Genomic DNA, 24,629 nt, shown 5'->3' on the forward strand with positions numbered 1-24,629 from the left:
TTATGGGAAAAATTATTGCAATTGCTAACCAAAAAGGTGGAGTCGGAAAAACTACCACTGCTACTAATTTAGCTGCTGGAATTGGCAGAGAAAATAAAAAAGTATTGTTAATTGATTTAGATCCACAAGGTAGTGCTACCATTTCAATTGGTTTTGCTGGTGATACGATTGAAGAAGATATCTATGATGTTTTAGTTCATGATGTTGAAGTTGAAAAAGTAATTAAGACTGATGTCTGTCAGGGTGTTGACTTACTACCTTCGACAATTTCTCTAGCTGGTGCTGAAATTTTCCTATTAGAACAATCACGTAATAAACGTAACATTTTATTAGAAAAATTAGCACCTATTAAAGATAAGTATGATTATATTATTATTGATTGTCCTCCCAGTTTGGGATTAGTTAATCGTAATGCATTAGCTGCTGCTAATTCAGTTATTATTCCCTTACAAGCTGAATTCTATGCTTTAGGAGGATTAGTACAATTATTATCAACGATTAGATTAGTGCAACAATTATTTAATCCAAATTTGGAAATTGAAGGAATTTTATTAACCATGGTTAATATTAGGACAACATCCTCAGTAGAAGTTATAAAAGAGATTGAAAAGAACTTTCGTGAAAAAGTTTATAAATCTTACATTCCACGTAATGTAACATTAAGCGAAGCTCCTAGTCATGGTAAAAATATTTTCACTTATCGCCCGAAATGTGTTGGAGCAATAGCATATAAAAATTTAGTTAATGAGGTGTTAAACAATGGGTAATGATAAAAAAAATCGTATTTCAACTAAAGGTTTATCTTCTATTTTTGGTGAAGGTTTAACAGAATTAATAACTAACATTGAAAGTTCACCAGAAATGGCCAACTCTTATGCGCAAACTATTTTATTAAGTAAAATTATTCCTAATTCTTATCAACCACGAATGGTATTTAACAATCAAGAAATCCTAGAACTAAGTCAATCAATTAAAGAGCATGGTTTAATTCAACCTATTATTGTTAAAAAAACTTTAACAGATGGCATTTATCAATTAGTTGCTGGTGAAAGACGAACTAAGGCTGCGAAATTAGCAGGATTAGAAGTAATTCCTGCTATTATGATTGAAGCAAATGACCAACAACTAATGGAATTCGCTTTAATTGAAAATATTCAAAGAGTTGATTTAAATGCCTTTGAAGAAGCACAAGCTTATCAAACATTAATTAGCAAAATGAAATGAACACAAGAACAATTAGCACAAAAAGTTAATAAATCACGTAGTCATATTGCTAACACATTACGAACTTTACAATTACCAGTTGAAATTTTACAAATGTTACAACGTAATGAATTAACAATGGGACATGTAAAACCATTATTAAGTTTAGGTGCTAATGTTCAATTAATGTTAAGCATTGCCAAACAAGCATTAGCTGAACAATGAAGTGTTCGTAAAGTTGAAGATTTTGTTAAAATGCAACAAGTAAGGATGAACAAAGACAAGAATAAATTTAAAACTGATGATATACATTTATTAAATTTAGAAAATACTTTAACTAGAACTTTAAATACACGTGTTATTATTAAAAATAATCAATTGGTAATTAGTTATCTTAATAATAATGATTTAAATCGTATTTTAGAATTCTTAAAACTAATATAAATATTAACTACTGGTGTTAACTTGTAAAAGTTAACACCAGTAGTTTTATTATTAAAATGGTATTATGTTGAAGGATTGAGGCAAGATAGTATCTGCAGTAGTATGTATAACCAGTAACATATTGCAAGCCCTAAAATGAGGTTTATTTTGTTAATGAGTAAATAATATTACCAAGCATTTCTTTTAAAATATGTCAAATATTAGTCTCAGTAAAACAACCTTTATTTCATTTAGCACCTTGATTAACAATCCCTTTTTTATTATTTTTAAAATATCTTTTCTTTAATTTTTTATGATTATCTAATTTGTTATATAAATAGTCAATTAATTCATCATATTGACCATTAGCAATTAATTTTTTACAATTAATATATTCTTGTAAATATTTGTCTTTATTTCCAGCCATTATTCCAATATATAGTGTTCTAATTAAATGAAATTTATCTAAAACAAACTCAGCACCAAGAAAATCTGCAACATCTTTAATTCATCCTGCACTATCACCACAAATAATGATTTTTGCTTGTTCAAAATTTTCAAAAAAATTTTTACCATGTTCTTTAATAAATTCAGCAGTTTTTTTAACTCCGATTTTTGTTTTATTTGGTCTGATAATAGTTTTCACTCTTTTATTAACTAATTTGTGATTAATATTATCTGTATATCATGTTACTAGTCTCATAGAATATTTACCAGCTTTACGTTTAAACGTTCAAAACTTTCGATGTCCATCAGGGCGTATCAAGTTAATGGTTATAATTTAATAAGAACTTAAATGAGAGATAATACTCTCATTTTTAATTGTTAAACAATTATAATTAATTATGGCTTTTCTCCCTTTATGTACTATTTTTAAATTTTATCACATAAATGCTGAGAAAAGCCTATCTACGGACTTCTCCCCACATTTTTAAATTAAACATAGTATTACAGTTTCAAAACTAGGTATGTTATTGAATTTATATGCAGCTTCTTTGGCATATAAATGAATATGATGTTTTGCAACTTTGATATGTGTTTTAAATGTTCTTCGTATATGTTTTCATACTGACTCAATTTGGTTGGTATTTACACCAGTTTTTGAAACATAGCCATCTTGATGGTTAACTGTTTCATGCTTAGTGAAAACCGATTTCAAATCGCGATATCCTTTTAAGAATCAGTATGTACATCACACTTTGAAGAAATGTGGTTTATTGCAAACTGCAAAATATTTTTACTGTTTGTGTTTTTCAATACTTTCACAATCAGATTGTTGGTTGTTTTTTCATAAATACCAACAATCAAGGTTTTGTTCAACAAGGATCTTCCTTGTTTTTTAAAACCCATATGTGAAAGATACATTTCATCCATTTGCACTATGCCCTCAACAATGAATTGAGGTTCTTGTTTAGCAATGGCACTTCGGATTTTATGACCCATTCTTCAAGCTGTTTTCAAGGTCACTCCCAATTCTTTTGCAACATCAGTTGATGGAATTCCATGTTTGGTGTTTATTCATCTAAAGATGAGATAAAACCAAGATATTAAAGGTGTTTGTGACTTTGAAAATATAGTGCCCGTGAGAATACTGAATGTTTGATGACATTTCAAACATCTCATTTTTCTTAAATTAGAAGTATTCAAATTAAAACTAGAACACCTAATACATTTGCTTTGTTTCAAACTTGCTATATATGCAAGACATTGTTTTTCAGTTTGAAAAGTATTATTGAACTCATTCAATTTCATTGTTTCCTCCACAAGTACATGTGGGGAGAAGTCCGATAAAAAATTATTAAAGGCTATAGTGCAGATATAACTAATAGTAATTTTTAGTGTGTTCTTTTTAAGAAAAGAGAAAGAAAAAGTTTTTTCTCCCCCACACCCCCTCTTTTTTCAAAAAGAAAGAGAAAAGAAGTTTTCTCTTTTAAGACTTCTTTTAAATAAGACTTAAATTAAAGAAAGGATTATATTTTATGTTTAAAGAAAATATTAAAAAAGATTTATCACAAGAAGAAATTACTAATTTACTTTTAGATTTTGATAAAGATAATATTATTACTCAAAATGAAAAATATAAGATAGATTTATCAAATCCAGAAATAAATGAATTATTAGAAAAAACAAGAACTAATTTTACTTCTATTTTTTTATCAAAGATAGCAATTATTAATGAAACTACTTCAGCAAGTTTTATTAAATTATTAAATGAAAATAATTCTAATATTATTGGAGTTTGAATTAATAAAAAATTTATTCATAAAAGTAAAGATAAAAATGAAATTAGAATAAGTATTAAAAGAAATTATGAATTTACTATTTATGAATATGATTTAAAAAATAAAACAAATAAAAAATTAGAAAATATTAAAGGTTATAAATTACTTTTAAAATTAAAAAAATTAAAAACAAGTTTACCAATTGAAAATAATTTTTGAGAAAAATTACAAGAAAAAAATAATTTTATTAAGAAAGGAATTAATTCTAATGTTTAATTGAAAAGAAAACCTTGAATATAAAAAAACTTATTTAAATAATATTATTACTAATAGTTGTGATATTTGTCATAAACAATCTTCAGTTGCTAATAGAACTTGTAATAAATGTTTTTATAAATTAATGGGTGAAAATAATGAAATGTAATATTCATAATGAAAAATATATTTGAATTAGTGAAATAGATAATTCTTATTATTGTAATAAAGATATTAATGAAATGATTGAAGAAGATATACATTTAACAAGTGATAATTCTGATAGTTTATATAACTATTATATTAATGAATTACAATTAGAAAATTTTTAAGGAGAAATAAAATGACTAGAAATGAATTTAATGAAAAATATAGAAAACATGATATCAAAATTGATAGAGATTTTGATTTACATATTGAGAATTGTTTTAAATTTACTGAAATTAACATATTAGAAGAAGCAATTAATGATTATAAAAAAATAAGGCTTTTCTCAGCATTTATGTGATAAAATTTAAAAATAGTACATAAAGGGAGAAAAGCCTAATATTTTTATTATTAATTCATCAATTATAATCATTACTTTTGTATTCACGAACATCTGTTGTATCTGTTAGTGGTGTATTATTTGCTGTCATTTCTATTTTTAATCTGGATTAATAATTATTGATTTTGCTATGTTTTGTGGACTTGGTGGTAATATTTCTGCTGGATAACTAAATGTAGTTGCTTCACTTTCTTCATATTCATCATGATTTAATTTATATAAAGTAGTTCAATTAAAAGCATTACCAGTTAAAGCACATTTATTTTTATATCTAAATTGTGCAACTGAAAGTTCATTATAATCACCTTGATAAGTAAATGGATTATCACTATAAAATGTATGTCTTTCTTCACCTTGATGTAATGATTGAGTTACAATTGTATCAATAATATAAGCATAATTTGAACCATCACTAACTCCATTAGGGGTAGGATTTCATTGACAATCTTTATCTTCATTAGTAAATGGACTTGCTATATCTAAAAACTCTGTATCTTCTGCTAAAATATAAACTTTATTATTTTTCTTTTGTGATAAATCAACAGTTGATATTTGCTCTTTTACACTTAATTTCTTCCCAGTAGTAGGGTCTCATGGATAAACACTAACTCTATCACTTAATTTCATAGTCATAGCAGTTGTACTAACATTTGCACCTAATAATTTACCAATAGCAAAATCATTTTCATTTGTAAATACATTTAATGGAATTAAACCACCATTACCGATAATATTTTCTAAATTACTTGTAAAAAATGCAGACATAAAACCATTAAAATATAACATTTTTTTATATTGTTGAACATTTTGAGTAATAACTCAACTACTTCAAATACCTAATGTTAAAGCATTTAATAATTTACCAATTAATGGTATATCACTTAATGCAAATGGTAATCATTGATTTGAATCATAAGGCATTTGAATTAACCTACTAAATACTACTGAATTAAAATTTAATATAGCACTCATATATTTTTGACTTATTTTTGAATAATCTACAGTTGGTGAACCAATAATTAAATTAGTATCTGGGTCTTTATATTTAAAATTACTAGACATATCAACATTATAGCTACCAGTTAAATTATTAATATTTCATTCACTATCTCAAAAGAATTTAGCTTCTCCAATTGCTGTACCATTACTATTAGTTGCTTTTGTTTTATCAAATGCTAACATACCTTTAAAATCTTTTGTAACAAATAAATTATCTTGAAAATTTAATGAAGTTTTTAATCATTCTGTAAAATTTTTAAAATTAAGATAACCAGTAGGTTTTGCATCCATTAAATTATAAAATGTAGTTTCTGGATGACTATTAGTAGTTATTTTATCATTAATACCTGCTAATAAACCACCAATATTTTTAACTGATGTACTTGAATGGTCATTATTACCAGCAATAAATAATCTTCTTGAAGCAAATACTTTTTGTTCAAATATTTCTTCATTTTCTTGTTGTATTGGTGCTTGACCTTGTATTATTGGTCTACCATAATAACAACAACTTGATAATAATTCTAAACCATAACTTTGTCTATGACTATATCTTACTCCAATATCACGCATTAAAGTACGATTAAACGTTACTTCTCCTTCTTGAATAGTAGGCATAACCACTACCAGGACTTGCATATTGTACATAATCAAGTGTATTTTGACCACTTGCTACTGCTCTATCATTAACTGAACTAAAAGTTCATACTTGCATACTAAATTCACAATTATAAGGACTATAATAATTAGTTACATTTGAAATATATAATAATTGTCTATCTTTATTTTTACCTGTATTACCACCAATATTTTCATTTTTATCATTAAATACACAAAAAAATTGTAAATAATCATCTACTGTAATTTGTTCTTCAAACATAACTAATGTATATTGTCTTGTAGTAGAAATTGTTTTAAATAAACTATTATTAGTTAAACCACCAAAATCTACACCACTTGTATTATCAATTAAATAAGCATTTCAATAATCACCAATTTTATATTGTTTAGTATAATATTGATTTTGACCTGTTGTTTTATGAGTAGTTAGGTCTGTAATACCTTTATTTTTTTGATATATATTAGTACTTTTTTTTCAAATACATACAACTGGAGTATTACCAGAAAGTATTAATTCATATTGACCAAAATCACTAATTTTACTATTAATAGGTTTATAACCAGTTTCAGTTAAAGGTATTGCTCCATTATTAATTATAAATGGAAATATTTTTCAATGACTTAAACGTTTAATTATTGCTTGTTGTCTCTTTAGATGTAGATGTGCGTGTTTCATTAATTGAATTCTTTGATGATTGCTCATTTTCATTATCTCCTAATTCTTTATTTAATTTTTTATTTTCTGTAATAATAGTTTCTAATTTATTTTCAGCCATAAGTTGGTCAATATTATCATATTCACCAATGGCTTCATTTACTGTCATTGTGCCATTATTTAATCTTGAATTAATAATTTGGTCTTGTATAATTTGGTCAGTCATTGCTATAGGTATAAATTTAAATGAATAAGGTCTTTCACCAATACCATTTCATAAATTTTCACTAATAAGAAGTAAATCAAATATACGATAAAAATAAGCACTATAAAATGCTATTTTAATTTCTGTTGTTTCCATATCAAATTTATTATTAAACATACTTTGTGTTTTATTTGTATAAACATCATTACCATGTTCATCATAATCATAACCTGCACCATTAAATATGGCTTTAGCAGTACCATTATAATCTAATCAATATTCACTAAATTTAGGGTCACCTTGAATAATTTGCATACCACCATTACCATTTTTATCATACCATGCACTACCAACATTAACAAACATATCTTTTTTAGGATTTTCTGCAATATTACCATTTTCTTGCATTTCTTTAATTACATCATTAGGTAATGAAGCAAATAAAGTAGTAACATTTAATTCTCTTTCTAATATTTTTTGTCTAATAACACGATTTAAATCATATATTAAATCTCATACTGCTGTACAATCTGGATATGCATTTAAAGTAGTTGTATTACCATATAAATTTATAATTGGTAAATTAGTTATTTCAAAAATAGGAATATAATTAAATGGATTTTTAATTTCATAAGTTTTTAATGGTGTTATATTTGGTTTTAATTTTGTTCTTGTAGAACCTAAAATAATATCTTTATTATTATCTTTATATGTTTCATATTTAACTTTTCCATTTTGTATTGTTACTCATGTTAAAGTAGCACTATCTGCTTGTTCATTAATAAAATAAAATTCTGCTGATTGTTCTTGTTCATTATATTTAGCAACTCTACCACAAAAACTATTAGGTAATATTTTAAGTGATTTACTATTATCTTCATTAATTATAATCATAATAAATACTTTACCCATTAGTGAATTTTGTAAACCAAATTTATAAAATTTTTCTAATCATTTATCTTTTAAATTCATATCATTAAGATAATCTAATATTTCTTCGGACTTCTCCCCACATGTACTTGTGGAGGAAACCATGAAATTGAATGAGTTCAATAATACTTTTCAAACTGAAAAACAATGTCTTGCATATATAGCAAGTTTGAAACAAAGCAAATGTATTAGGTGTTCTAGTTTTAATTTGAATACTTCTAATTTAAGAAAAATGAGATGTTTGAAATGTCATCAAACATTCAGTATTCTCACGGGCACTATATTTTCAAAGTCACAAACACCTTTAATATCTTGGTTTTATCTCATCTTTAGATGAATAAACACCAAACATGGAATTCCATCAACTGATGTTGCAAAAGAATTGGGAGTGACCTTGAAAACAGCTTGAAGAATGGGTCATAAAATCCGAAGTGCCATTGCTAAACAAGAACCTCAATTCATTGTTGAGGGCATAGTGCAAATGGATGAAATGTATCTTTCACATATGGGTTTTAAAAAACAAGGAAGATCCTTGTTGAACAAAACCTTGATTGTTGGTATTTATGAAAAAACAACCAACAATCTGATTGTGAAAGTATTGAAAAACGCAAACAGTAAAAATCTTTTGCAGTTTGCAATAAACCACATTTCTTCAAAGTGTGATGTACATACTGATTCTTGAAAAGGATATCGCGATTTGAAATCGGTTTTCACTAAGCATGAAACAGTTAACCATCAAGATGGCTATGTTTCAAAAACTGGTGTAAATACCAACCAAATTGAGTCAGTATGAAAACATATACGAAGAACATTTAAAACACATATCAAAGTTGCAAAACATCATATTCATTTATATGCAAAAGAAGCTGCATATAAATTCAATAACATACCTAGTTTTGAAACTGTAATGCTATGTTTAATTTAAAAATGTGGGGAGAAGTCCGAAAAATAATTTATAAACTTTGTAAAATTATTAACTATAAGAATTTTAAAATTAATTTTAGATAAGATTAACCTACCAACTTTTAAGTATGGTACAATAAATTAAACTAAATTTATTTGATATGAGAAATCTTGCTCTGTAAAAATAAATTTACACAAGATTCAGGACTTAACCATGATTTTTTATTTTTTTTCCTTTTGCACCATACATGTTTAAAATAATCAAAAGATAACTATTAGGATATTATCATAAAATAACGACACACTCAAAATAATTTTTAATCTGTTAAGTAAAAAAACTTGACATAGTTAATATTTATTGCTATCATTATGAAGGTTTACTTACCACAAACTTTGTAGAAGGAGGTAATTTAATGGTTAAATTACGATTAATACCAACAGGGAAATCAGCACAACCAAGTTACAGAATCGTTGCTATTGATGCAAGATCTAAACTTAATGGTCGTTATATTGATATCTTAGGTACTTACAATCCAAGTAAGACAGATGCAAAAGCAACAATCAACGAAGAAAAAGCAATCTACTTCTTATCAACTGGTGCTCAACCAACTGATACTGTTCGTAGTCTTTTATCAACACTAGGTATCATGACTAAATTTCATGAATTAAAACAAGCTAAAAAGGTCACTACAATTAAAAAAACAACACCTAAAACAGTAGTAACAAAAAATAAAAAATTAAAAACAGTAAAAGAAGCACCTGCTAATTAATAAAACTAAGAACTTGAAATGATTAAAATATGTATATAACACTTTTAACACAATTAATAGAACCAATATTGTTTGAAAAAATTGATGAAATTGAAATTCGTGAATTACCAGAAAAACAACATTATGAATTAATTATTATGGCACCAAAATCATTATTACCAATTTTAATTGGCAAAAAAAGTACTACCAAAAATGCACTTACAACAATTATTGAAAGTAAGGCTCGTCTAGAAAATAATACTATTAGTTTAGTAATTAGTGAGTTATAATTATGAAATATTTAAAATTAGGAACTATAGTTAATACCCATGGTTTAAAAGGTGAAGTAAGAGTTTTATGTAATTATTATGGTAATAACTTTCCATGACAGCCAAAATCAATAATTTACTTACATTCCAACAATGAATATCAACCCTTAACCATTACTAATGTTCGACATCATAAACAATTTTTATTGTTAACATTTGCCAAGCATGACAAAATTGAATTAGTAGAAACAATGAAAACCAAAGACATAGTAATTGATACTGATGAAATTAATCTTGATTCTTTACCTTGAACTTATAATGATGTTATGAATTACCAAGCATTTGATGCTAGTAATAATATATCATTAGGACAAGTTATTGACTTTGTTGATAATAATCATCAAGGATTATGAGAAATTGAAATGATTGATGGTAATACCTTTTTTATTCCTAACAATAAAGCCTTTATTAGTAAAGTTGATAAAACAGCAAAAAAAGCTTATTTTAATATGATTGAAGGTTTAATCCAACATGACTAAAAATCAATTTACCATTGTAACTTTATTTTCCAATGCTTTTAATGATTTTATGCAAACATCAATTGTCAAACGTGCTATTAGTAAAAAGCAAATCAATATTGACATTGTTGACATTAGAACTTTTGCTGATAATAAACAGCAACAAATTGATGATGCTCCCTATGGTGGTGGATCTGGTATGGTATTACAAGCCTTACCAGTTATTAAAGCTATTAATAGTATTAAAGCTATTCATCCCACAGCCCAAGTCATCTTACTAAGTCCCCAAGGTCAACAATGAAATCATCAACTAGCCTACTCATATAGTCAAAAAGATATTAATTATATCTTAGTTTGTGGTCATTATGAAGGTATTGATGAGCGTATTATGCCCTATATTAATGTTGAAATCTCAATTGGCGACTATGTCCTAACGGGTGGTGAATTACCAGCAATGGTATTAATAGATTGCATAACACGACTTATTCCTGATGTTATTGTTACAGATTCTCATCTTAATGATTCGTTTAACAATTCGTTATTGGATTATCCCACATATACACGTCCTGAAGTAGTACTTGGTATGAAAGTACCAGCAGTTCTAACTAGTGGTCATCATGAAAAGATAACACAATACCGTCACCAACAAGCTTTACTTAACACTTACAAAAAACGTAAAGATTTATTAAAAAAGTACCCATTATCTGTTAAAGATAAACAAATTATTGAACAATACAAATTATCAATTAAAAAATCACGACGAAAGGAGCAATAACCCATGCAAAATGCAATTATCGAATTAGTTAGCAAACACCAACTAAATCATGATCTTCCCAATTTTAAAGCAGGAGACACAATCCAAGTTTACTGCAAAATTAAAGAAGACAAAAAAGAACGTATCCAAATGTTTGAAGGAGTAGTAATTGTCCGTAAAGGTTCAGGAATTACGGAAAACGTTATCGTTCGTAAAATTGTTAATGGTAAAGGTGTAGAAAAAACTTTTGCTTTACATTCACCATTAATTACTAAAATTGCGATTGTCCGTAAAGGTAAAGTGAGAAGAGCTCGTATTTTCTATTTACGTAAATTAAGCGGTAAAGCAGCTAGAATTAAAGAAATTAAAACAGCAAGACCTGTTAAACAACAAGTAGCAGTTTAAATAATATTACAACCACCATTATTAACCTGATGGTGGTTTTTATAGTAAAGGAATAATTTCAATAATGTCGCGAATTAGTACACCATGATGAGTAATTACCATCATAATTATTTTATTACCACTTAGTTTACCAGTTATTATCATTAGTAATATTGTTATTGGTATTCATTTTTCCATTTGAACACAAAGCAAAACTAAACATTATCGTTATCAATGCCATGATGAAACGCACAATCAACAATTACAAAAATATCACGAAGATAATGTTAAATCATTTCACCATTTAAATATTACTAATCAACAGTTTCATGATGCTCTCATCAAAACCTTTACCATTAATAATGAAAAAATTAAACTCCACGGTTTATTGTTAAGAGCAACAACTCCATCAACAAAATGAATGATTATTGCCCATGGATGAACTGAAAATTGCTATCAAGTTTTAAACATTGCTTGATATTGACGCGAGAATGGTTATAATGTTTGTACATATGATGCCCGAGGTCATGGTAATAGTACTATTAGCATTACCACAATTGGTATTAATGAAAAATATGACTTACATGCGATTGTCAATTATATTACTAATAACTATCAGCCAACAACTTTTGGTTTAATGGGGCATAGTATGGGGGCAGCTACAATTATTGAATATGCTAAGCATTATCAACCTACTAATATTAATTTTATGATTGTTGATGGTACATTTACTACTTTAACCCATCAATACCAATTAATGGTCAAACGAAAATATCATTGTTTTCCGGTTATGGGAATTTATGGCATGCTAATATTTGCTAAATTATGCTATGGTTTTGCTCCTAGTAAGTGTCAACCAATTGCTAATTTAGACACTATTAGTCATTTACCATTATTAGTAATCCATAGTACAAATGATGATTTTATTATTCATGAAATGGGAAAACATATTTATGAAACTAAAATTAAATATGAAACCCAACCTCTTAGTCAATTGTTATTATTAGACCAAGCGCAACATACTAAAACTAGCCATCTTCACTATCAAACATTAATTGAAACAACATTAATGTTTGCTCATATTCATACTAACACTAAGGAGACACGATAAAATGTCAAGCGATAATACCCATAATCAAATCCATTGATTCCCTGGTCACATGATGAAAGCGATTAAAGCCATTGAAACTAAATTACCAATCATCGATGTCGCCATTGAAATCTTAGATGCCCGTGCCCCTTTAGCAACGCGAAGTACTTTATTAGACCGATTATTAGAAAAAAAAGTTCGAATTGTTGTTCTGAATAAAGTTGATTTAGCTGATAGTAATATTACCAAAGATTGAGTTACTTATTTTGAAAACCGTGGTTGTGCTGTACTGTTAGCACGTAGTTTAACGAGCAAAATGAAACCGCAACTACTAGCACTTATTACTAGTTTGATGGAAGAACAAGTAGCAAAACAACGTATCAAAGGAATTGTTAACCCGAAGATTAAAGTTTTAATTATGGGATTACCAAATACTGGTAAATCAACATTCATTAATAATTTATTACAACGAAAAGTTACGCAAACTGCTAATACCCCTGGTGTTACTCGTGGTCAACAATGAGTAAAATTAAATCCTATGATTGATTTATTAGATAGTCCAGGCATTTTACCACCAAAAATGGACGATAATCGTGTGACAATGATTTTAGCCTTAATTAAAGCAATTCCTGTTAAACATTTATTTTTAGAACAAATGGCTAATTTTGCTTTAGTATTTTTACTAACCAACTATTATGAAAGATTAATGAAATATTATGAAATTAGTTTTGAAGTTAATGATATTAATGAAACAACCTTATTACAATATTTTACTTTATTAGCGCAAAAGTATCATTTAAAAGTTGCCAATGCTGGTGATAATACGCATCGTGCCATGAATTTATTTATTAGTGATTTACAATCAGGAAAATTAGGATTAATTTCATTTGAAATTGCTCCTAAGTAGGTAATTGTTTATGAGTAATATTTTACAATATGAATTAGAAAACTATCCAAATTACCAATTAATTGCTGGATTTCATGAAGTAGGACTTGGGGCAATTGCTGGACCGGTAGTAGTTGCCTGTGTGATTTTACAATCAGGATTTAGTCACCAATTAATTAAAGATTCTAAACAATTAAGTGATAAGCAACGTATTATGATGTGTGAAATCATTCGTGAAAATGCGATTGCTGTTAATGTTAGTATTAAATCTCATTAGTTTGTTGATATCCATAATCCCAAACAAAGTAGTGTTTTAGGAATGATAGAAGCATTTACTAAATTATCAATTATTCCAGAAGTTTGTTTAGTTGATTTTGAAAAACCACAGTTTTCTAATTTTTCTGGAATTGTGGAAGGGATTGTTAAAGGTGACCAAAAATCACTTAATATTGCTGCAGCTTCGATTATTGCAAAAGTAGTACGAGACCAAATGATGATTGAGTATGAACAACAATATCCCCTTTATGGGTTTAAAAACCATAAAGGTTATTATACGAAAAACCATGCTTTAGCTTTAGAAAAATATGGTGCATGTCAATACCATCGCAAAAGTTGTGCGCCTGTTCAAAAATATCCGCAAACAAATTTTAGTGTGAAATTTTAAAATTTGTCTGTCAATTTTATATTTCATACAAACTAGTTGTGTAAAAATCACTAAATTTATATGCAACTAATTTATATACGATAAAGTGTTATTTATTTACACTAATTACACTTAAAGATTTTATAAAAAAAATCTAATTTAAATTGTTCAAATAAAATTCCTGTTTCTTGTTCTGTTATAATAAAGATAATTAGTTTAATTTTGAAGAATTAATTAGTTCACTATAGTAGATAAGGGGCAATTATTATGGCAAAAGAATTTGGTTATAATTTACTAACATTTGTATATTTACCAGTGCAACATAGAGGCGCAGCGAAGTTAGTTATAACAAAGAATACTTGCAAAAAGATTATTAAAATTTATAGAAAGCATCGCAAGTATGAAAAAAGTGATCAAGTACGCGCTATTTCTAATTTTTTAAATAGTAATACTGTTGCTAAAATCTCAGTAGCAGGAGAAGTTACAACTATTCCTATTAATTTAACAGAAGAAATTGCTTTTGTTTTTATTGAACAATGAAATCTATTTTTGAAATGAGTTAAAACCATTAAGTATGGTTTAATTATCACAGCAACAAAAAATTTAAATATCGAAATTGATTGAGTAGGTAATAATAATAGTTTTAGTGCTTTAAAAGCTGAGTATAGTATTAATAATCGTGAAATGGGAATGAATACTATTATTTTTAATAATGGTTTATCTTACGAACAATATGGTATTAATTATAATGATAAAGGTGTTAGCAAAATTATTTTAACAGCAAAGTTATGAAAAGAAATGAGTAAATTAAATAATGTTCTATGGATTAGTGAATATTTACGTAATGAACAAGTATTTTGTTTTTTGGCTTTAGAACCTAATTCTGAACGAATTTTATATTATGCTTTTGATCAATTTGCTTCATTAATTTTAAATAATAAAAAGTTTATTGATGAATCATTTATTAAATTCAAAGTTGGTGTGGTATTAGAATTTGAAGCTGCTGTTCATGAGCAGTTTCAATTATTAAAAATAACTGCTATGCAGCTTAATAATGTTAATGCTTATAAAGACGAAGTATAGTATTAAAAAAATATTTTTCTTATTGTAGATATGGTATTATTATATTCATACTATTATTAGTGTTACTAGTTATAACATAAAAAATGGAAACCAACTTATTTATAAACAAATAAGTTTGTTTTATTTATAGAAGGGAGCAATTTATAAAAGAAAATTACGGACTTCTCCCCACATGTACTTGTGTAGGAAACAATGAAATTGAATGAGTTCAATAATACTTTTCAAACTGAAAAACAATGTCTTGCATATATAGCAAGTTTGAAACAAAGCAAATGTATTAGGTGTTCTAGTTTTAATTTGAATACTTCTAATTTAAGAAAAATGAGATGTTTGAAATGTCATCAAACATTCAGTATTCTCACGGGCACTATATTTTCAAAGTCACAAACACCTTTAATATCTTGGTTTTATCTCATCTTTAGATGAATAAACACCAAACATGGAATTCCATCAACTGATGTTGCAAAAGAATTGGGAGTGACCTTGAAAACAGCTTGAAGAATGGGTCATAAAATCCGAAGTGCCATTGCTAAACAAGAACCTCAATTCATTGTTGAGGGCATAGTGCAAATGGATGAAATGTATCTTTCACATATGGGTTTAAAAAACAAGGAAGATCCTTGTTGAACAAAACCTTGATTGTTGGTATTTATGAAAAAACAACCAACAATCTGATTGTGAAAGTATTGAAAAACGCAAACAGTAAAAATCTTTTGCAGTTTGCAATAAACCACATTTCTTCAAAGTGTGATGTACATACTGATTCTTGAAAAGGATATCGCGATTTGAAATCGGTTTTCACTAAGCATGAAACAGTTAACCATCAAGATGGCTATGTTTCAAAAACTGGTGTAAATACCAACCAAATTGAGTCAGTATGAAAACATATACGAAGAACATTTAAAACACATATCAAAGTTGCAAAACATCATATTCATTTATATGCCAAAGAAGCTGCATATAAATTCAATAACATACCTAGTTTTGAAACTGTAATGCTATGTTTAATTTAAAAATGTGGGGAGAAGTCCGTAGATAGGCTTTTCTCAGCATTTATGTGATAAAATTTAAAAATAGTACATAAAGGGAGAAAAGCCTAGTTAATTTACAAGAAAATGTATCAACAAATATTGTTAGTTTTCCTAATATGTAAACATAACTATTTAAACAATAAATTATGTTTCATCTCGGTAGCACGAGGTTTACTATGCAATATTTCTACTAATGCTAAAGCAAATTCAAAAATACATCCTAAAGAGGGGGCACTAATAATATGTTTATCAATGACAACAGCTAGTTTCGTATTTAGTTTACCAACAGTAATTAATTCTTCACATGAAGGATAGACAGCATATGCTGTCTTTTTTGTTAGAATTCCAAATTCAGCTAAGATAATTGGTGCAGCACAAACTGCAGCAATGGTTTTTTGTTCTTTGTGTGCTTGTAATAATCATTGTTTTAATTTAGGTGATGCTTTTAAATTATTAACACCTGTCATGCCACCCGGTAAAATAAAGGCATTGTAGTCTTCATATTTAGCACTAGTAAAAGCAGTATCTGTTTTTAATACAAAGTTATTAGCACTAGTAACTAATGGTTGGTCATTGATAGTGATTAAATCAACGGTAATTCCGGCACGACGTAATAAATCACCAGTAATTATTACTTCTCCCTCTTCATATCCGGTTGCGATAAATAATGCTATTTTCATATTTGATGTCCTCCTTGATAAAACTATTAACGTAATTGTATTAAAAATAAAGTTTTTTTGAATAGATTAGTATAATAATCAACTTGTCAAGTAAAAAGTAACCGAATAAGTTTACTATTATTCAACAAATAGTTTATAATATTATTAGTTTAAGAAATGTATTTAAAATACTTAACTATTTATGTTTATAAGTAGTAAGTATTTTTTTGTTTTTAAACTAATAATTTTAATTAAGGAGTAAGAAAAATGGCTTGACCAATATTAGTAGAAAACTTTTAGGCTTTTCTCAGCATTTATGTGATAAAATTTAAAAATAGTACATAAAGGGAGAAAAGCCATTATTTTTTATAGCATTGAATTATAAATATTTTGAGGTTGCAGAGTTTTTATTAACTTATTGTAATATTAAAATTAATGAAAAAGAAGCATTTGATGAAGATATTAAATTTGGAATGACACCAATTATGGCTACATTTGCATTACTATCAAATAAAGAAAATACAGCAAGTGATATTATACCTTATAAGAGAATGATTTATAAATTATGTGAATACAAAGATATAATAATCGATTCACCCTCATATGGTTCTAGTGCATTATTTTATTCAGAAGGAATGGAAGATGAAAAATTAACCAAATTATTACATTCAAAAGATGCTAAAAAAATAAAATCATTAACCGAAAATGACATTAAGAGCATTAATAACTTTAAAGTAGCAGTAGTAGGTGCTATATTAGGTATTACAGCAGCAGTTGCAATTCCCTTGTAAACATATTAGTTAAATAAAATTCCCTAGTTTGTATGAACTAGGGAATTTCCTTCATATTTACTTAGAATATCGTTGTCGGTAATAATGAACCAACAGCTAACATCACAACAGCAAAAGCAGTAATACCGACAGCATAAGGCCATATTACTTTATAAAATCGACCCAATGGCACTTTAGCAATTGACAATCCAGCCATCATCACTCCAGCACTTGGGGCAAATAAATTAACCCAACCACTAGCCATAACAAAGGCCGTAATCACTCCTGATGATAAACCGATTGTTTTAACAAGTGGTGCAACTATTGGAAAGACAGCAGAAGCAAATCCTGAAGTTGAAGGAATAAAGAACGCAATAACAATAAAAGCAAAGAAACCAATAACAACTACTAATAATTTTGGTAAAGTAGTAATTTTACTTGCAAGCGCATTAACCACTACTTGTTGCATTCCTGAAGTTTCAATTGCTCAACCAATTCCAGAAGCAACAGCAATAATTAAAGCAACTCCTAGTAATTCTGAAGAACCACTAACAAAAGTACGAACATATTGTTCTTCACCTCTTCAATCAATAATCGCAATGACAATCGAAGCAAAGAAAAATAAGAAAGCTAATGTCATGACATCTCATCCCCCGAATTGACCAATTTGGCTTGTAAAGTAAGGAAAATGTTTAGTAATATTAGCACTTAAATCAGCAAAAGTAGTAGTGCCAGTAATACTATCTCAAGGAATGATACATAATATCATAATTAAGAATGTAAGACCAAAGAGCGTAAGAATTACTTTCCGTTTTCTCGTAAACTCAGGTATTTCTTCAGTAATAATAAATTCAGCATGGTGCTCACCTTGTAAATCAAAAACAATTGATTTTTCTGGATGACGTTTAACTTTAATCGCATATCACATCACAAAACAAATAGTTCCCGTTGTTGCTAATATTCAACCAAGCAAACGTCAGATAATCCCACTACCAGGACTAATTCCACTAGCAGCAGAAGCTGTAGCAATGGCAAACGGATTAAGGGTTGAGAACATAACTCCAACTCCAGCGCCTAATAAAATCATTAATACAGCAGTAACAACATCGAAGCCAGCAGCTAACATAGCAGGAATAATAATAAGATAATAAGGGATTGTTTCTTCACACATTCCTTCTACCGTACCACCAATTGAAAGGATAGTCATAATTGAAGGAATAATTCAAATTTCTTTCCCGTTTAAACGTTTAACTAAACGACCAATTCCTGCATCTAAAGCTCCAGATTTCGTAACAATACCAATGTATCCACCAATTACTAGAACAAAAACAATAATGCTATCACTACGTAAGAAACCTTGAATTGGAGCAAAGAATAAGTCAAATACTCCTAATGGTCCACCTGGTTTATCATGGCCAGTAGTTCCACCTCAGCTACCTGTTGTGCCAGGAATTCAAGAAATTACAATAACTAATGCTGTAATTAAAAATAAAATGGTAATCGCAGTGGGTAATTTAAAAGGGAATAACTGAAATTTCTTCTTTTTAATATTTCCCATAATAGATTTAATACCTCCTTTTTTAAAAATATATATCTTAGAATATTACTTTATATAATACACTATCTATTGTGCTATTTAAAAGGTTTTGAAGTTTATTTTTCACTTTTTTTAAAATAAACTCAATAATAGTAGTATTTTTTCATAAAATTGGGTATTATAAATAACATATCTAGTTTGTCATATTATTTTATTAATAGGTTGATTCTATTAAAATTATAAAGTCAATTTTCAGGATATACAGATGAAATATAAGATAAAATCGAAAGGAGAAAATTTATGTTGAAATTATTCAAGAAAAAAGAAAAGACTAATGAAAAGTTAAGTTTACCTGAATTAGTTTGATTTGGTTTTAACTATACAGTTGGTGTTACATTTACTGCTGTTTTTGCTGCTTTGTTATATAGTAATAAAGTAGGAGCTACTTTGGGAACGCATATGATTTGAATTTTTCTAGTTGAAGGTTTAATTGCTGGTACGTGTGCTTGAGCATTTGCTCGTTTATCACGAGTTCATCCTGGTAATAATGGTGCTGCTTATATCTATGTACGTAGTAGTTATGGTCGTTTCTGAGGTTGACTAATAGCGTTTATTCAGTATTCAACATTACCTGTTATTGTTACTTCACAAATCATTTCAATGATTAGAATTAACTTTACAGATTCAACTTCATTTTTATTTGCTAACTGAGGGGCATGAAGCAACTTTGGACTAGACTTAATTGGAATCATTATTTATGGTTTTGCTTCTTGTGTTCTATTCTTAGGAATGAGAGCTTTTAAAAAGTTTGTTAATATTTCTGCTTATTTAAAGTGAGGAACAACTGCTTTACTAATGGTAGCTGTTATTATTTTATTTATTATTGCAGGCACAAGTAATTTCAAAGAAGTTATTAACCATCAAAGTTTAACAACTAGTTCTTTTTCTAATGCCTTTACTACTTGTTTCTTCTTTTTTTTAGGTTTTGAAACATACTCGACAATTGGGAAAAATGTTCGTAATCCACAAAAGAATATTAGTCTTTCTATTGTTATTGTTATGGCTTTATCAACATTATTTTATGTATTAGTTACTGTTTTAATGATTGGTGGAATTACGGGTATTTTTGGTGATAACCCTAACTTACAAATTTTTCATCAATTAGGCGAGAAAGCTAATGCTCCATGATTAGGAGTTATAGGTATCTTAATTATGTTAGTTTGTACTATTTCGCTAAAAGCTAATGCAGGAATGCAAAATGCTTTATATAGTGGTGGTATTTTAGAACCGTTATCAATAGAAGGATATATACCTGCTAAATATAAACAATTAAATAAGGATAATATTCCGTTCCGTGCTTCTATTTTAAATTTAATTGTTACTTTTGCCTTTGCACTTGTGTGGCTAATTATTCCAGATTTAATCCAAGCTATTAGTGATACGAGCAAAGGAATAACATCACCAAGTGCTGTTATTGACTATGGTACAATTACTGGGGAGGCATCACTAATTATGATTTTAATTTATATGTTTGTTATTAGCATTGCTTTAAAATTATCTTGACAAAAGAAAATGCGTCATAATAAATTTGAATTTACAATTTGAAGTTTAGCATTTGTTTTCTTAGGTTGACAGTTAGTAATGTGATTTATTGGTTTAATTGAAGGATTTATAAAATCAATTAACGATATTAGTAGCACTAATGCAACAGTTAGTGCTGGTGGTGTTACACAGTTAACATCAAATATCTTACAAATTGTTTATTTACTTGCTGTTATTATGTTCGCTATTGTTTGATATTTCGTTTATTATGCTCCTAAATTGAAAGTTCGCTTAGCAAATAAAACGCAAGCGGTGTTAGATGAAGACTTTAGAGTTAAAGATGACTGAGCTTTTGTTGCTAAAAATATGCAAAGTGAAATTGAAAATTACTTAAAACGTAATGTTCTTATTAATGGTAATAAAGAAAATCCTAATTATGCTTTTGCTAAAAATGTCCGTAATGAATTATTGGCATCAGAAGGCGAATGACGTGAGGATGAAGAATAAATTAAAAAAGCATTAGTTTAAAAACTAATGCTTTTTTTATAAAAATTAATTTTTATTTAGAAAGGTGTATAATTACTATTAATGAATTATTTATGATGTTATTCATTGTTAATGCTTTCATAGATTGAACAAAATGATCAGTATGTAATACTAAAAGAATTTTTTAGTTTTATTTGGATAACGAAAAAATATGATGATATAATATTGTTAATGAATTAATTGCAATATTCTGTTTATTATATATAAGGTTAAAACAATGGTCATTGTAAGTTAATTCAAAAGTTTTATAACGGAGGTATACACATATGAAAAGTATGGCGAGTATGAAAACATTATTAAGATTATTAGGGGCAGGAGTTTTAACTACAGTTGCTGCAACTTCAGTTGTTGCTTGTGGTCCTAATAACCCAGGGACAGCAATGGAAGCAAAAGTTTCTGAAAATTTTGGATTTACAGATAATAAGGGTGTTTCAACTGTTGAAACAAAAGTAGTAGTTACTACTGATGTTGCATCATGAAGTTCAACTCAATTAACTGGTATTACTGCTGATAAGTTATTAACTACGGGAGGAAATACTGCTGATAAGGCTGTTTCTGTTGGTGCTGGAGATTTTTTAGTTAATGTATTTAAATTAACAGTAGTTGCTGGAACAGGAGCAGATAGAACATTTAACCATGCTGATGCTACTCCTATTATTATGTCAGTTAAAACTTGATCACCTACTATTGCTAAAAAAGGAACTGATGATTATGCTGTTAATGGTGGAACAACAGTTGTACAATTCAAAAAAGGAACAGATCAATTAGGTGTTGATTATACATTAAATATTTTAGCAAAACCAAATGATGGAATAATCCAATCTCTTTTACCTGCCACTGCTGGTATTACTCTATCTAATTTTAATACAATAGCTAACTTTGCTGCTGGTAAACCTAAAACAGGAATTACAGTTGGTCAAGACTTAGTAAGTAATTTTAAAGTTGATGCAACTCCAGGAAAGGGAATAAAAAGTATTGTTGACCTTATTAAACAAGGAGCATTAGCAGTTAAAGTTACTGAGGTAAATGCTGCAGAAACTAACTTTGCAAATAGCGATACTTTAAAAGTGAAAATCTCAATTGGTACTATTACATTTGCAACTGAATATACTTTAACATTAGTATAATAAACTTATTAAAATATAATAACTACTAAATGATACAGTTAGCTGTATCATTTTTTATTTTCTTAATATTTTCAATTTAACTAGCGTAATACCATACTATTAATTAGAGCAGTTAGACTCCTTTCTCTTCACGTTTATTAAAAGTGTGAATGTACGAGCCTTTCTTTATACTTTGAATATGTTGATATAATACTACTTAGGAATTACTTGCAATATTTTGTTTATCTATATAAAGTTAAAACAATGGTCATTGTAAGTTAATTCAAAAGAATCATATAACGGGGTATACATACATGAAAAGTATGGCGAGTATGAAAACATTATTAAGATTATTAGGGGTAGGAGTTTTAACAACAGTTGCTGCTTGTAGGGGTGGCAAGAATAGTAATTCAGGAGTAGCAATGAATGCAAAAGTGTCACAATATTTTGGATTTGTAGATGCTGCTGGTACTTCAAAAGTAGAAGTTACAGTAAGTTTTGCTGGAAATGTTGCATCATGAAATTCACTTCAATTAGCTACTATTACAGCAGCAAAACTATTAGCAATTGGTAGTGAAGATACTCCTAAAGCAGTTTCTGTTGCTGCTGGTGATTTTTTAGTTAATGCATTTAAACTAAAAGTAGTTGCTAGAACAGGAGCAGATAGAACATTCACACGTTCTGAAGCAGAACTTATTGCTATGTTAGTTAAAACTTGATCACCTACTATTGCTAAAGTAGGAACTACAGATTATGTTATTAGTGGTGGAACAGCAGTTGTACAATTAAAAAAAAGGAACAGAACAATTAGGTGCTGATTATACATTAAACATTTTAGGAAAACCAACTGTTGGAATAATTGCGTCTATTTTACCTAGTGCTGGTGAAATTACCTTAAGTAGTTTTAATTTACGTAATTTTAAAATTGGCGAACCTAAAAACTCATTCACTATTGGTGCAGATTTAGTAGTACCCAATAGTGATACTAATATTCCATTTGTCAAAACAAAAAGTATTGTTGCTCTTATTAACCAAGGAGAATTAAGAGTTAAAATTACTGAAGTAAATGCTGCAGGAGTTAACTTTGTTGCAAATGATAATATAAAAATAAAAATCTCAATTTGTACTATTACATTTGCAACTGAATATACTTTAACATTAGTATAATAAACTTATTAAGGCTTTTCTCCCTTTATGTACTATTTTAAATTTTATCACATAAATGCTGAGAAAAGCCTATCTACGGACTTCTCCCCACATTTTTAAATTAAACATAGCATTACAGTTTCAAAACTAGGTATGTTATTGAATTTATATGCAGCTTCTTTTGCATATAAATGAATATGATGTTTTGCAACTTTGATATGTGTTTTAAATGTTCTTCGTATATATTTTCATACTGACTCAATTTGGTTGGTATTTACACCAGTTTTTGAAACATAGCCATCTTGATGGTTAACTGTTTCATGCTTAGTGAAAACCGATTTCAAATCGCGATATCCTTTTCAAGAATCAGTATGTACATCACACTTTGAAGAAATGTGGTTTATTGCAAACTGCAAAAGATTTTTACTGTTTGCGTTTTTCAATACTTTCACAATCAGATTGTTGGTATTTATGAAAAAACAACCAACAATCAAGGTTTTGTTCAACAAGGATCTTCCTTGTTTTTTAAAGCCCATATGTGAAAGATACATTTCATCCATTTGCACTATGCCCTCAACAATGAATTGAGGTTCTTGTTGAGCAACGGCACTTCGGATTTTATGACCCATTCTTCAAGCTGTTTTCAAGGTCACTCCCAATTCTTTTGCAACATCAGTTGATGGAATTCCATGTTTGGTGTTTATTCATCTAAAGATGAGATAAAACCAAGATATTAAAGGTGTTTGTGACTTTGAAAATATAGTGCCCGTGAGAATACCGAATGTTTGATGACATTTCAAACATCCCATTTTTCTTAAATTAGAAGTATTCAAATTAAAACTAGAACACCTAATACATTTGCTTTGTTTCAAACTTGCTATATATGCAAGACATTGTTTTTCAGTTTGAAAAGTATTATTGAACTCATTCAATTTCATTGTTTCCTCCACAAG

32 protein-coding genes and 1 pseudogene are annotated in these 24,629 nt (G+C 28.0%); 23 read left to right on the plus strand and 10 right to left on the minus strand.

Annotated elements, in window-relative coordinates:
* The first annotated feature begins 2 nt into the window (after positions 1-2).
* The gene (locus ACFEL4_RS00980; protein WP_375317730.1) at positions 3-767 is read left to right on the plus strand and encodes a ParA family protein; all 765 of its coding nucleotides are present in this window, start codon (positions 3-5) and stop codon (positions 765-767) included.
* The gene (locus ACFEL4_RS00985; protein ID WP_375317731.1) at positions 760-1,647 is read left to right on the plus strand and encodes a ParB/RepB/Spo0J family partition protein; all 888 of its coding nucleotides are present in this window, start codon (positions 760-762) and stop codon (positions 1,645-1,647) included. The genes ACFEL4_RS00980 and ACFEL4_RS00985 overlap by 8 nt, the downstream gene beginning before the upstream one ends.
* A gap of 142 nt (positions 1,648-1,789) precedes the next feature.
* Here ACFEL4_RS00985 and ACFEL4_RS00990 read toward each other — a convergent pair whose 3' ends face one another.
* From ACFEL4_RS00990 to ACFEL4_RS01000, 3 genes are all read right to left on the minus strand, one after another.
* On the minus strand, positions 1,790-2,329 hold the full coding sequence (locus ACFEL4_RS00990) for a UPF0236 family transposase-like protein (protein WP_375317732.1): 540 nt from the start codon (positions 2,327-2,329) through the stop codon (positions 1,790-1,792).
* A 228-nt stretch (positions 2,330-2,557) separates the two neighbouring features.
* Complete coding sequence (locus ACFEL4_RS00995) at positions 2,558-2,824, minus strand: transposase (RefSeq protein ID WP_375317733.1); 267 nt, start codon at positions 2,822-2,824, stop codon at positions 2,558-2,560.
* On the minus strand, positions 2,800-3,378 hold the full coding sequence (locus ACFEL4_RS01000; RefSeq protein WP_375317734.1) for an IS1595 family transposase: 579 nt from the start codon (positions 3,376-3,378) through the stop codon (positions 2,800-2,802). The genes ACFEL4_RS00995 and ACFEL4_RS01000 overlap by 25 nt, the downstream gene beginning before the upstream one ends.
* A 227-nt stretch (positions 3,379-3,605) precedes the next feature.
* On the opposite strand from ACFEL4_RS01000, the gene ACFEL4_RS01005 reads away from it, so the two are divergent.
* Genes ACFEL4_RS01005 through ACFEL4_RS01020 form a run of 4 tightly spaced genes read left to right on the plus strand, consistent with a single transcriptional unit; the run spans position 3,606 to position 4,614 of the window.
* Complete coding sequence (locus ACFEL4_RS01005) at positions 3,606-4,124, plus strand: hypothetical protein (protein WP_375317735.1); 519 nt, start codon at positions 3,606-3,608, stop codon at positions 4,122-4,124.
* Positions 4,117-4,272: a hypothetical protein gene (locus tag ACFEL4_RS01010; RefSeq protein WP_375317736.1), complete on the plus strand. Its 156-nt coding sequence runs from the start codon at positions 4,117-4,119 to the stop codon at positions 4,270-4,272. The genes ACFEL4_RS01005 and ACFEL4_RS01010 overlap by 8 nt, the downstream gene beginning before the upstream one ends.
* A complete protein-coding gene (locus tag ACFEL4_RS01015; RefSeq protein ID WP_375316906.1) occupies positions 4,262-4,435 on the plus strand; it encodes a hypothetical protein in 174 nt (57 codons plus the stop codon). The genes ACFEL4_RS01010 and ACFEL4_RS01015 overlap by 11 nt, the downstream gene beginning before the upstream one ends.
* A gap of 11 nt (positions 4,436-4,446) precedes the next feature.
* Complete coding sequence (locus ACFEL4_RS01020) at positions 4,447-4,614, plus strand: hypothetical protein (protein ID WP_375317737.1); 168 nt, start codon at positions 4,447-4,449, stop codon at positions 4,612-4,614.
* On the opposite strand, the gene ACFEL4_RS01025 is transcribed toward ACFEL4_RS01020, so the two are convergent.
* The 4 genes from ACFEL4_RS01025 to ACFEL4_RS01040 are packed head-to-tail and all read right to left on the minus strand — an operon-like array spanning position 4,604 to position 8,183.
* On the minus strand, positions 4,604-4,741 hold the full coding sequence (locus tag ACFEL4_RS01025) for a hypothetical protein (RefSeq protein WP_375317738.1): 138 nt from the start codon (positions 4,739-4,741) through the stop codon (positions 4,604-4,606). The genes ACFEL4_RS01020 and ACFEL4_RS01025 overlap by 11 nt on opposite strands.
* Before the next feature lie 8 nt (positions 4,742-4,749).
* A complete protein-coding gene (locus ACFEL4_RS01030) occupies positions 4,750-6,267 on the minus strand; it encodes a hypothetical protein (protein WP_375317739.1) in 1,518 nt (505 codons plus the stop codon).
* Positions 6,233-6,946: a hypothetical protein gene (locus ACFEL4_RS01035; RefSeq protein ID WP_375317740.1), complete on the minus strand. Its 714-nt coding sequence runs from the start codon at positions 6,944-6,946 to the stop codon at positions 6,233-6,235. The genes ACFEL4_RS01030 and ACFEL4_RS01035 overlap by 35 nt, the downstream gene beginning before the upstream one ends.
* Entirely contained in the window at positions 6,900-8,183 is a 1,284-nt protein-coding gene (locus ACFEL4_RS01040) for a hypothetical protein (protein ID WP_375317741.1), read from the minus strand. The genes ACFEL4_RS01035 and ACFEL4_RS01040 overlap by 47 nt, the downstream gene beginning before the upstream one ends.
* Between ACFEL4_RS01040 and ACFEL4_RS01045 the strand changes: the two genes are divergently transcribed.
* From ACFEL4_RS01045 to ACFEL4_RS01100, 12 genes and pseudogenes are all read left to right on the plus strand, one after another.
* The gene (locus ACFEL4_RS01045; RefSeq protein ID WP_375316797.1) at positions 8,164-8,985 is read left to right on the plus strand and encodes an IS1595 family transposase; all 822 of its coding nucleotides are present in this window, start codon (positions 8,164-8,166) and stop codon (positions 8,983-8,985) included. The genes ACFEL4_RS01040 and ACFEL4_RS01045 overlap by 20 nt on opposite strands.
* A 391-nt stretch (positions 8,986-9,376) precedes the next feature.
* On the plus strand, positions 9,377-9,733 hold the full coding sequence (rpsP, locus tag ACFEL4_RS01050; RefSeq protein WP_375317742.1) for a 30S ribosomal protein S16: 357 nt from the start codon (positions 9,377-9,379) through the stop codon (positions 9,731-9,733).
* 29 nt (positions 9,734-9,762) lie between these two features.
* On the plus strand, positions 9,763-10,002 hold the full coding sequence (locus tag ACFEL4_RS01055; protein ID WP_308149638.1) for a hypothetical protein: 240 nt from the start codon (positions 9,763-9,765) through the stop codon (positions 10,000-10,002).
* 2 nt (positions 10,003-10,004) lie between these two features.
* Positions 10,005-10,520, plus strand: a complete 516-nt coding sequence (rimM, locus tag ACFEL4_RS01060; protein WP_375317743.1) for a ribosome maturation factor RimM — start codon at positions 10,005-10,007, stop codon at positions 10,518-10,520.
* Entirely contained in the window at positions 10,513-11,274 is a 762-nt protein-coding gene (gene trmD / locus ACFEL4_RS01065) for a tRNA (guanosine(37)-N1)-methyltransferase TrmD (protein ID WP_375317744.1), read from the plus strand. The genes rimM and trmD overlap by 8 nt, the downstream gene beginning before the upstream one ends.
* A 3-nt stretch (positions 11,275-11,277) precedes the next feature.
* Entirely contained in the window at positions 11,278-11,658 is a 381-nt protein-coding gene (gene rplS, locus ACFEL4_RS01070) for a 50S ribosomal protein L19 (protein WP_375317745.1), read from the plus strand.
* Between the two features lie 64 nt (positions 11,659-11,722).
* The gene (locus ACFEL4_RS01075) at positions 11,723-12,748 is read left to right on the plus strand and encodes an alpha/beta hydrolase (protein ID WP_375317746.1); all 1,026 of its coding nucleotides are present in this window, start codon (positions 11,723-11,725) and stop codon (positions 12,746-12,748) included.
* A 1-nt stretch (position 12,749) separates the two neighbouring features.
* The gene (gene ylqF, locus ACFEL4_RS01080) at positions 12,750-13,634 is read left to right on the plus strand and encodes a ribosome biogenesis GTPase YlqF (RefSeq protein ID WP_375317747.1); all 885 of its coding nucleotides are present in this window, start codon (positions 12,750-12,752) and stop codon (positions 13,632-13,634) included.
* 10 nt (positions 13,635-13,644) lie between these two features.
* A pseudogene (locus ACFEL4_RS01085) lies at positions 13,645-14,277 on the plus strand (ribonuclease HII).
* Between the two features lie 246 nt (positions 14,278-14,523).
* Entirely contained in the window at positions 14,524-15,339 is an 816-nt protein-coding gene (locus tag ACFEL4_RS01090; RefSeq protein ID WP_375317748.1) for a hypothetical protein, read from the plus strand.
* A 192-nt stretch (positions 15,340-15,531) separates the two neighbouring features.
* Positions 15,532-16,068: a hypothetical protein gene (locus ACFEL4_RS01095; protein WP_375317285.1), complete on the plus strand. Its 537-nt coding sequence runs from the start codon at positions 15,532-15,534 to the stop codon at positions 16,066-16,068.
* Positions 15,963-16,352, plus strand: coding sequence for an IS1595 family transposase (locus ACFEL4_RS01100; protein ID WP_375316929.1), 390 nt, complete (start codon positions 15,963-15,965; stop codon positions 16,350-16,352). The genes ACFEL4_RS01095 and ACFEL4_RS01100 overlap by 106 nt, the downstream gene beginning before the upstream one ends.
* Positions 16,353-16,498: 146 nt before the next feature.
* On the opposite strand, the gene ACFEL4_RS01105 is transcribed toward ACFEL4_RS01100, so the two are convergent.
* Entirely contained in the window at positions 16,499-17,050 is a 552-nt protein-coding gene (locus ACFEL4_RS01105) for a DJ-1 family glyoxalase III (RefSeq protein ID WP_375317749.1), read from the minus strand.
* Between the two features lie 353 nt (positions 17,051-17,403).
* Between ACFEL4_RS01105 and ACFEL4_RS01110 the strand changes: the two genes are divergently transcribed.
* On the plus strand, positions 17,404-17,820 hold the full coding sequence (locus tag ACFEL4_RS01110; protein ID WP_375317750.1) for a hypothetical protein: 417 nt from the start codon (positions 17,404-17,406) through the stop codon (positions 17,818-17,820).
* Positions 17,821-17,881: 61 nt separating this feature from the next.
* On the opposite strand, the gene ACFEL4_RS01115 is transcribed toward ACFEL4_RS01110, so the two are convergent.
* Complete coding sequence (locus tag ACFEL4_RS01115; protein ID WP_375318346.1) at positions 17,882-19,192, minus strand: YfcC family protein; 1,311 nt, start codon at positions 19,190-19,192, stop codon at positions 17,882-17,884.
* Here ACFEL4_RS01115 and ACFEL4_RS01120 point away from each other — a divergent pair.
* From ACFEL4_RS01120 to ACFEL4_RS01135, 4 genes are all read left to right on the plus strand, one after another.
* The gene (locus ACFEL4_RS01120) at positions 19,101-19,415 is read left to right on the plus strand and encodes a hypothetical protein (protein WP_375318388.1); all 315 of its coding nucleotides are present in this window, start codon (positions 19,101-19,103) and stop codon (positions 19,413-19,415) included. The two genes, ACFEL4_RS01115 and ACFEL4_RS01120, sit on opposite strands and share 92 nt — an antisense overlap.
* A 224-nt stretch (positions 19,416-19,639) precedes the next feature.
* The gene (locus ACFEL4_RS01125; RefSeq protein WP_375317751.1) at positions 19,640-21,385 is read left to right on the plus strand and encodes an APC family permease; all 1,746 of its coding nucleotides are present in this window, start codon (positions 19,640-19,642) and stop codon (positions 21,383-21,385) included.
* A gap of 305 nt (positions 21,386-21,690) precedes the next feature.
* Positions 21,691-22,551: a hypothetical protein gene (locus tag ACFEL4_RS01130; protein WP_375317752.1), complete on the plus strand. Its 861-nt coding sequence runs from the start codon at positions 21,691-21,693 to the stop codon at positions 22,549-22,551.
* A gap of 293 nt (positions 22,552-22,844) precedes the next feature.
* Positions 22,845-23,408 (plus strand): hypothetical protein, encoded by a 564-nt coding sequence (locus ACFEL4_RS01135; RefSeq protein WP_375317753.1) that lies wholly within the window; start codon positions 22,845-22,847, stop codon positions 23,406-23,408.
* A gap of 384 nt (positions 23,409-23,792) precedes the next feature.
* Here the strand turns inward: ACFEL4_RS01135 and ACFEL4_RS01140 are convergent, their stop codons facing one another.
* The gene (locus tag ACFEL4_RS01140) at positions 23,793-24,614 is read right to left on the minus strand and encodes an IS1595 family transposase (RefSeq protein WP_375317754.1); all 822 of its coding nucleotides are present in this window, start codon (positions 24,612-24,614) and stop codon (positions 23,793-23,795) included.
* Between the last annotated feature and the right edge of the window lie 15 nt (positions 24,615-24,629).

The sequence above is a fragment of the Spiroplasma endosymbiont of Virgichneumon dumeticola genome (assembly GCF_964264745.1).
Lineage (GTDB): Bacteria > Bacillota_I > Bacilli_A > Mycoplasmatales > VBWQ01 > Spiroplasma_E.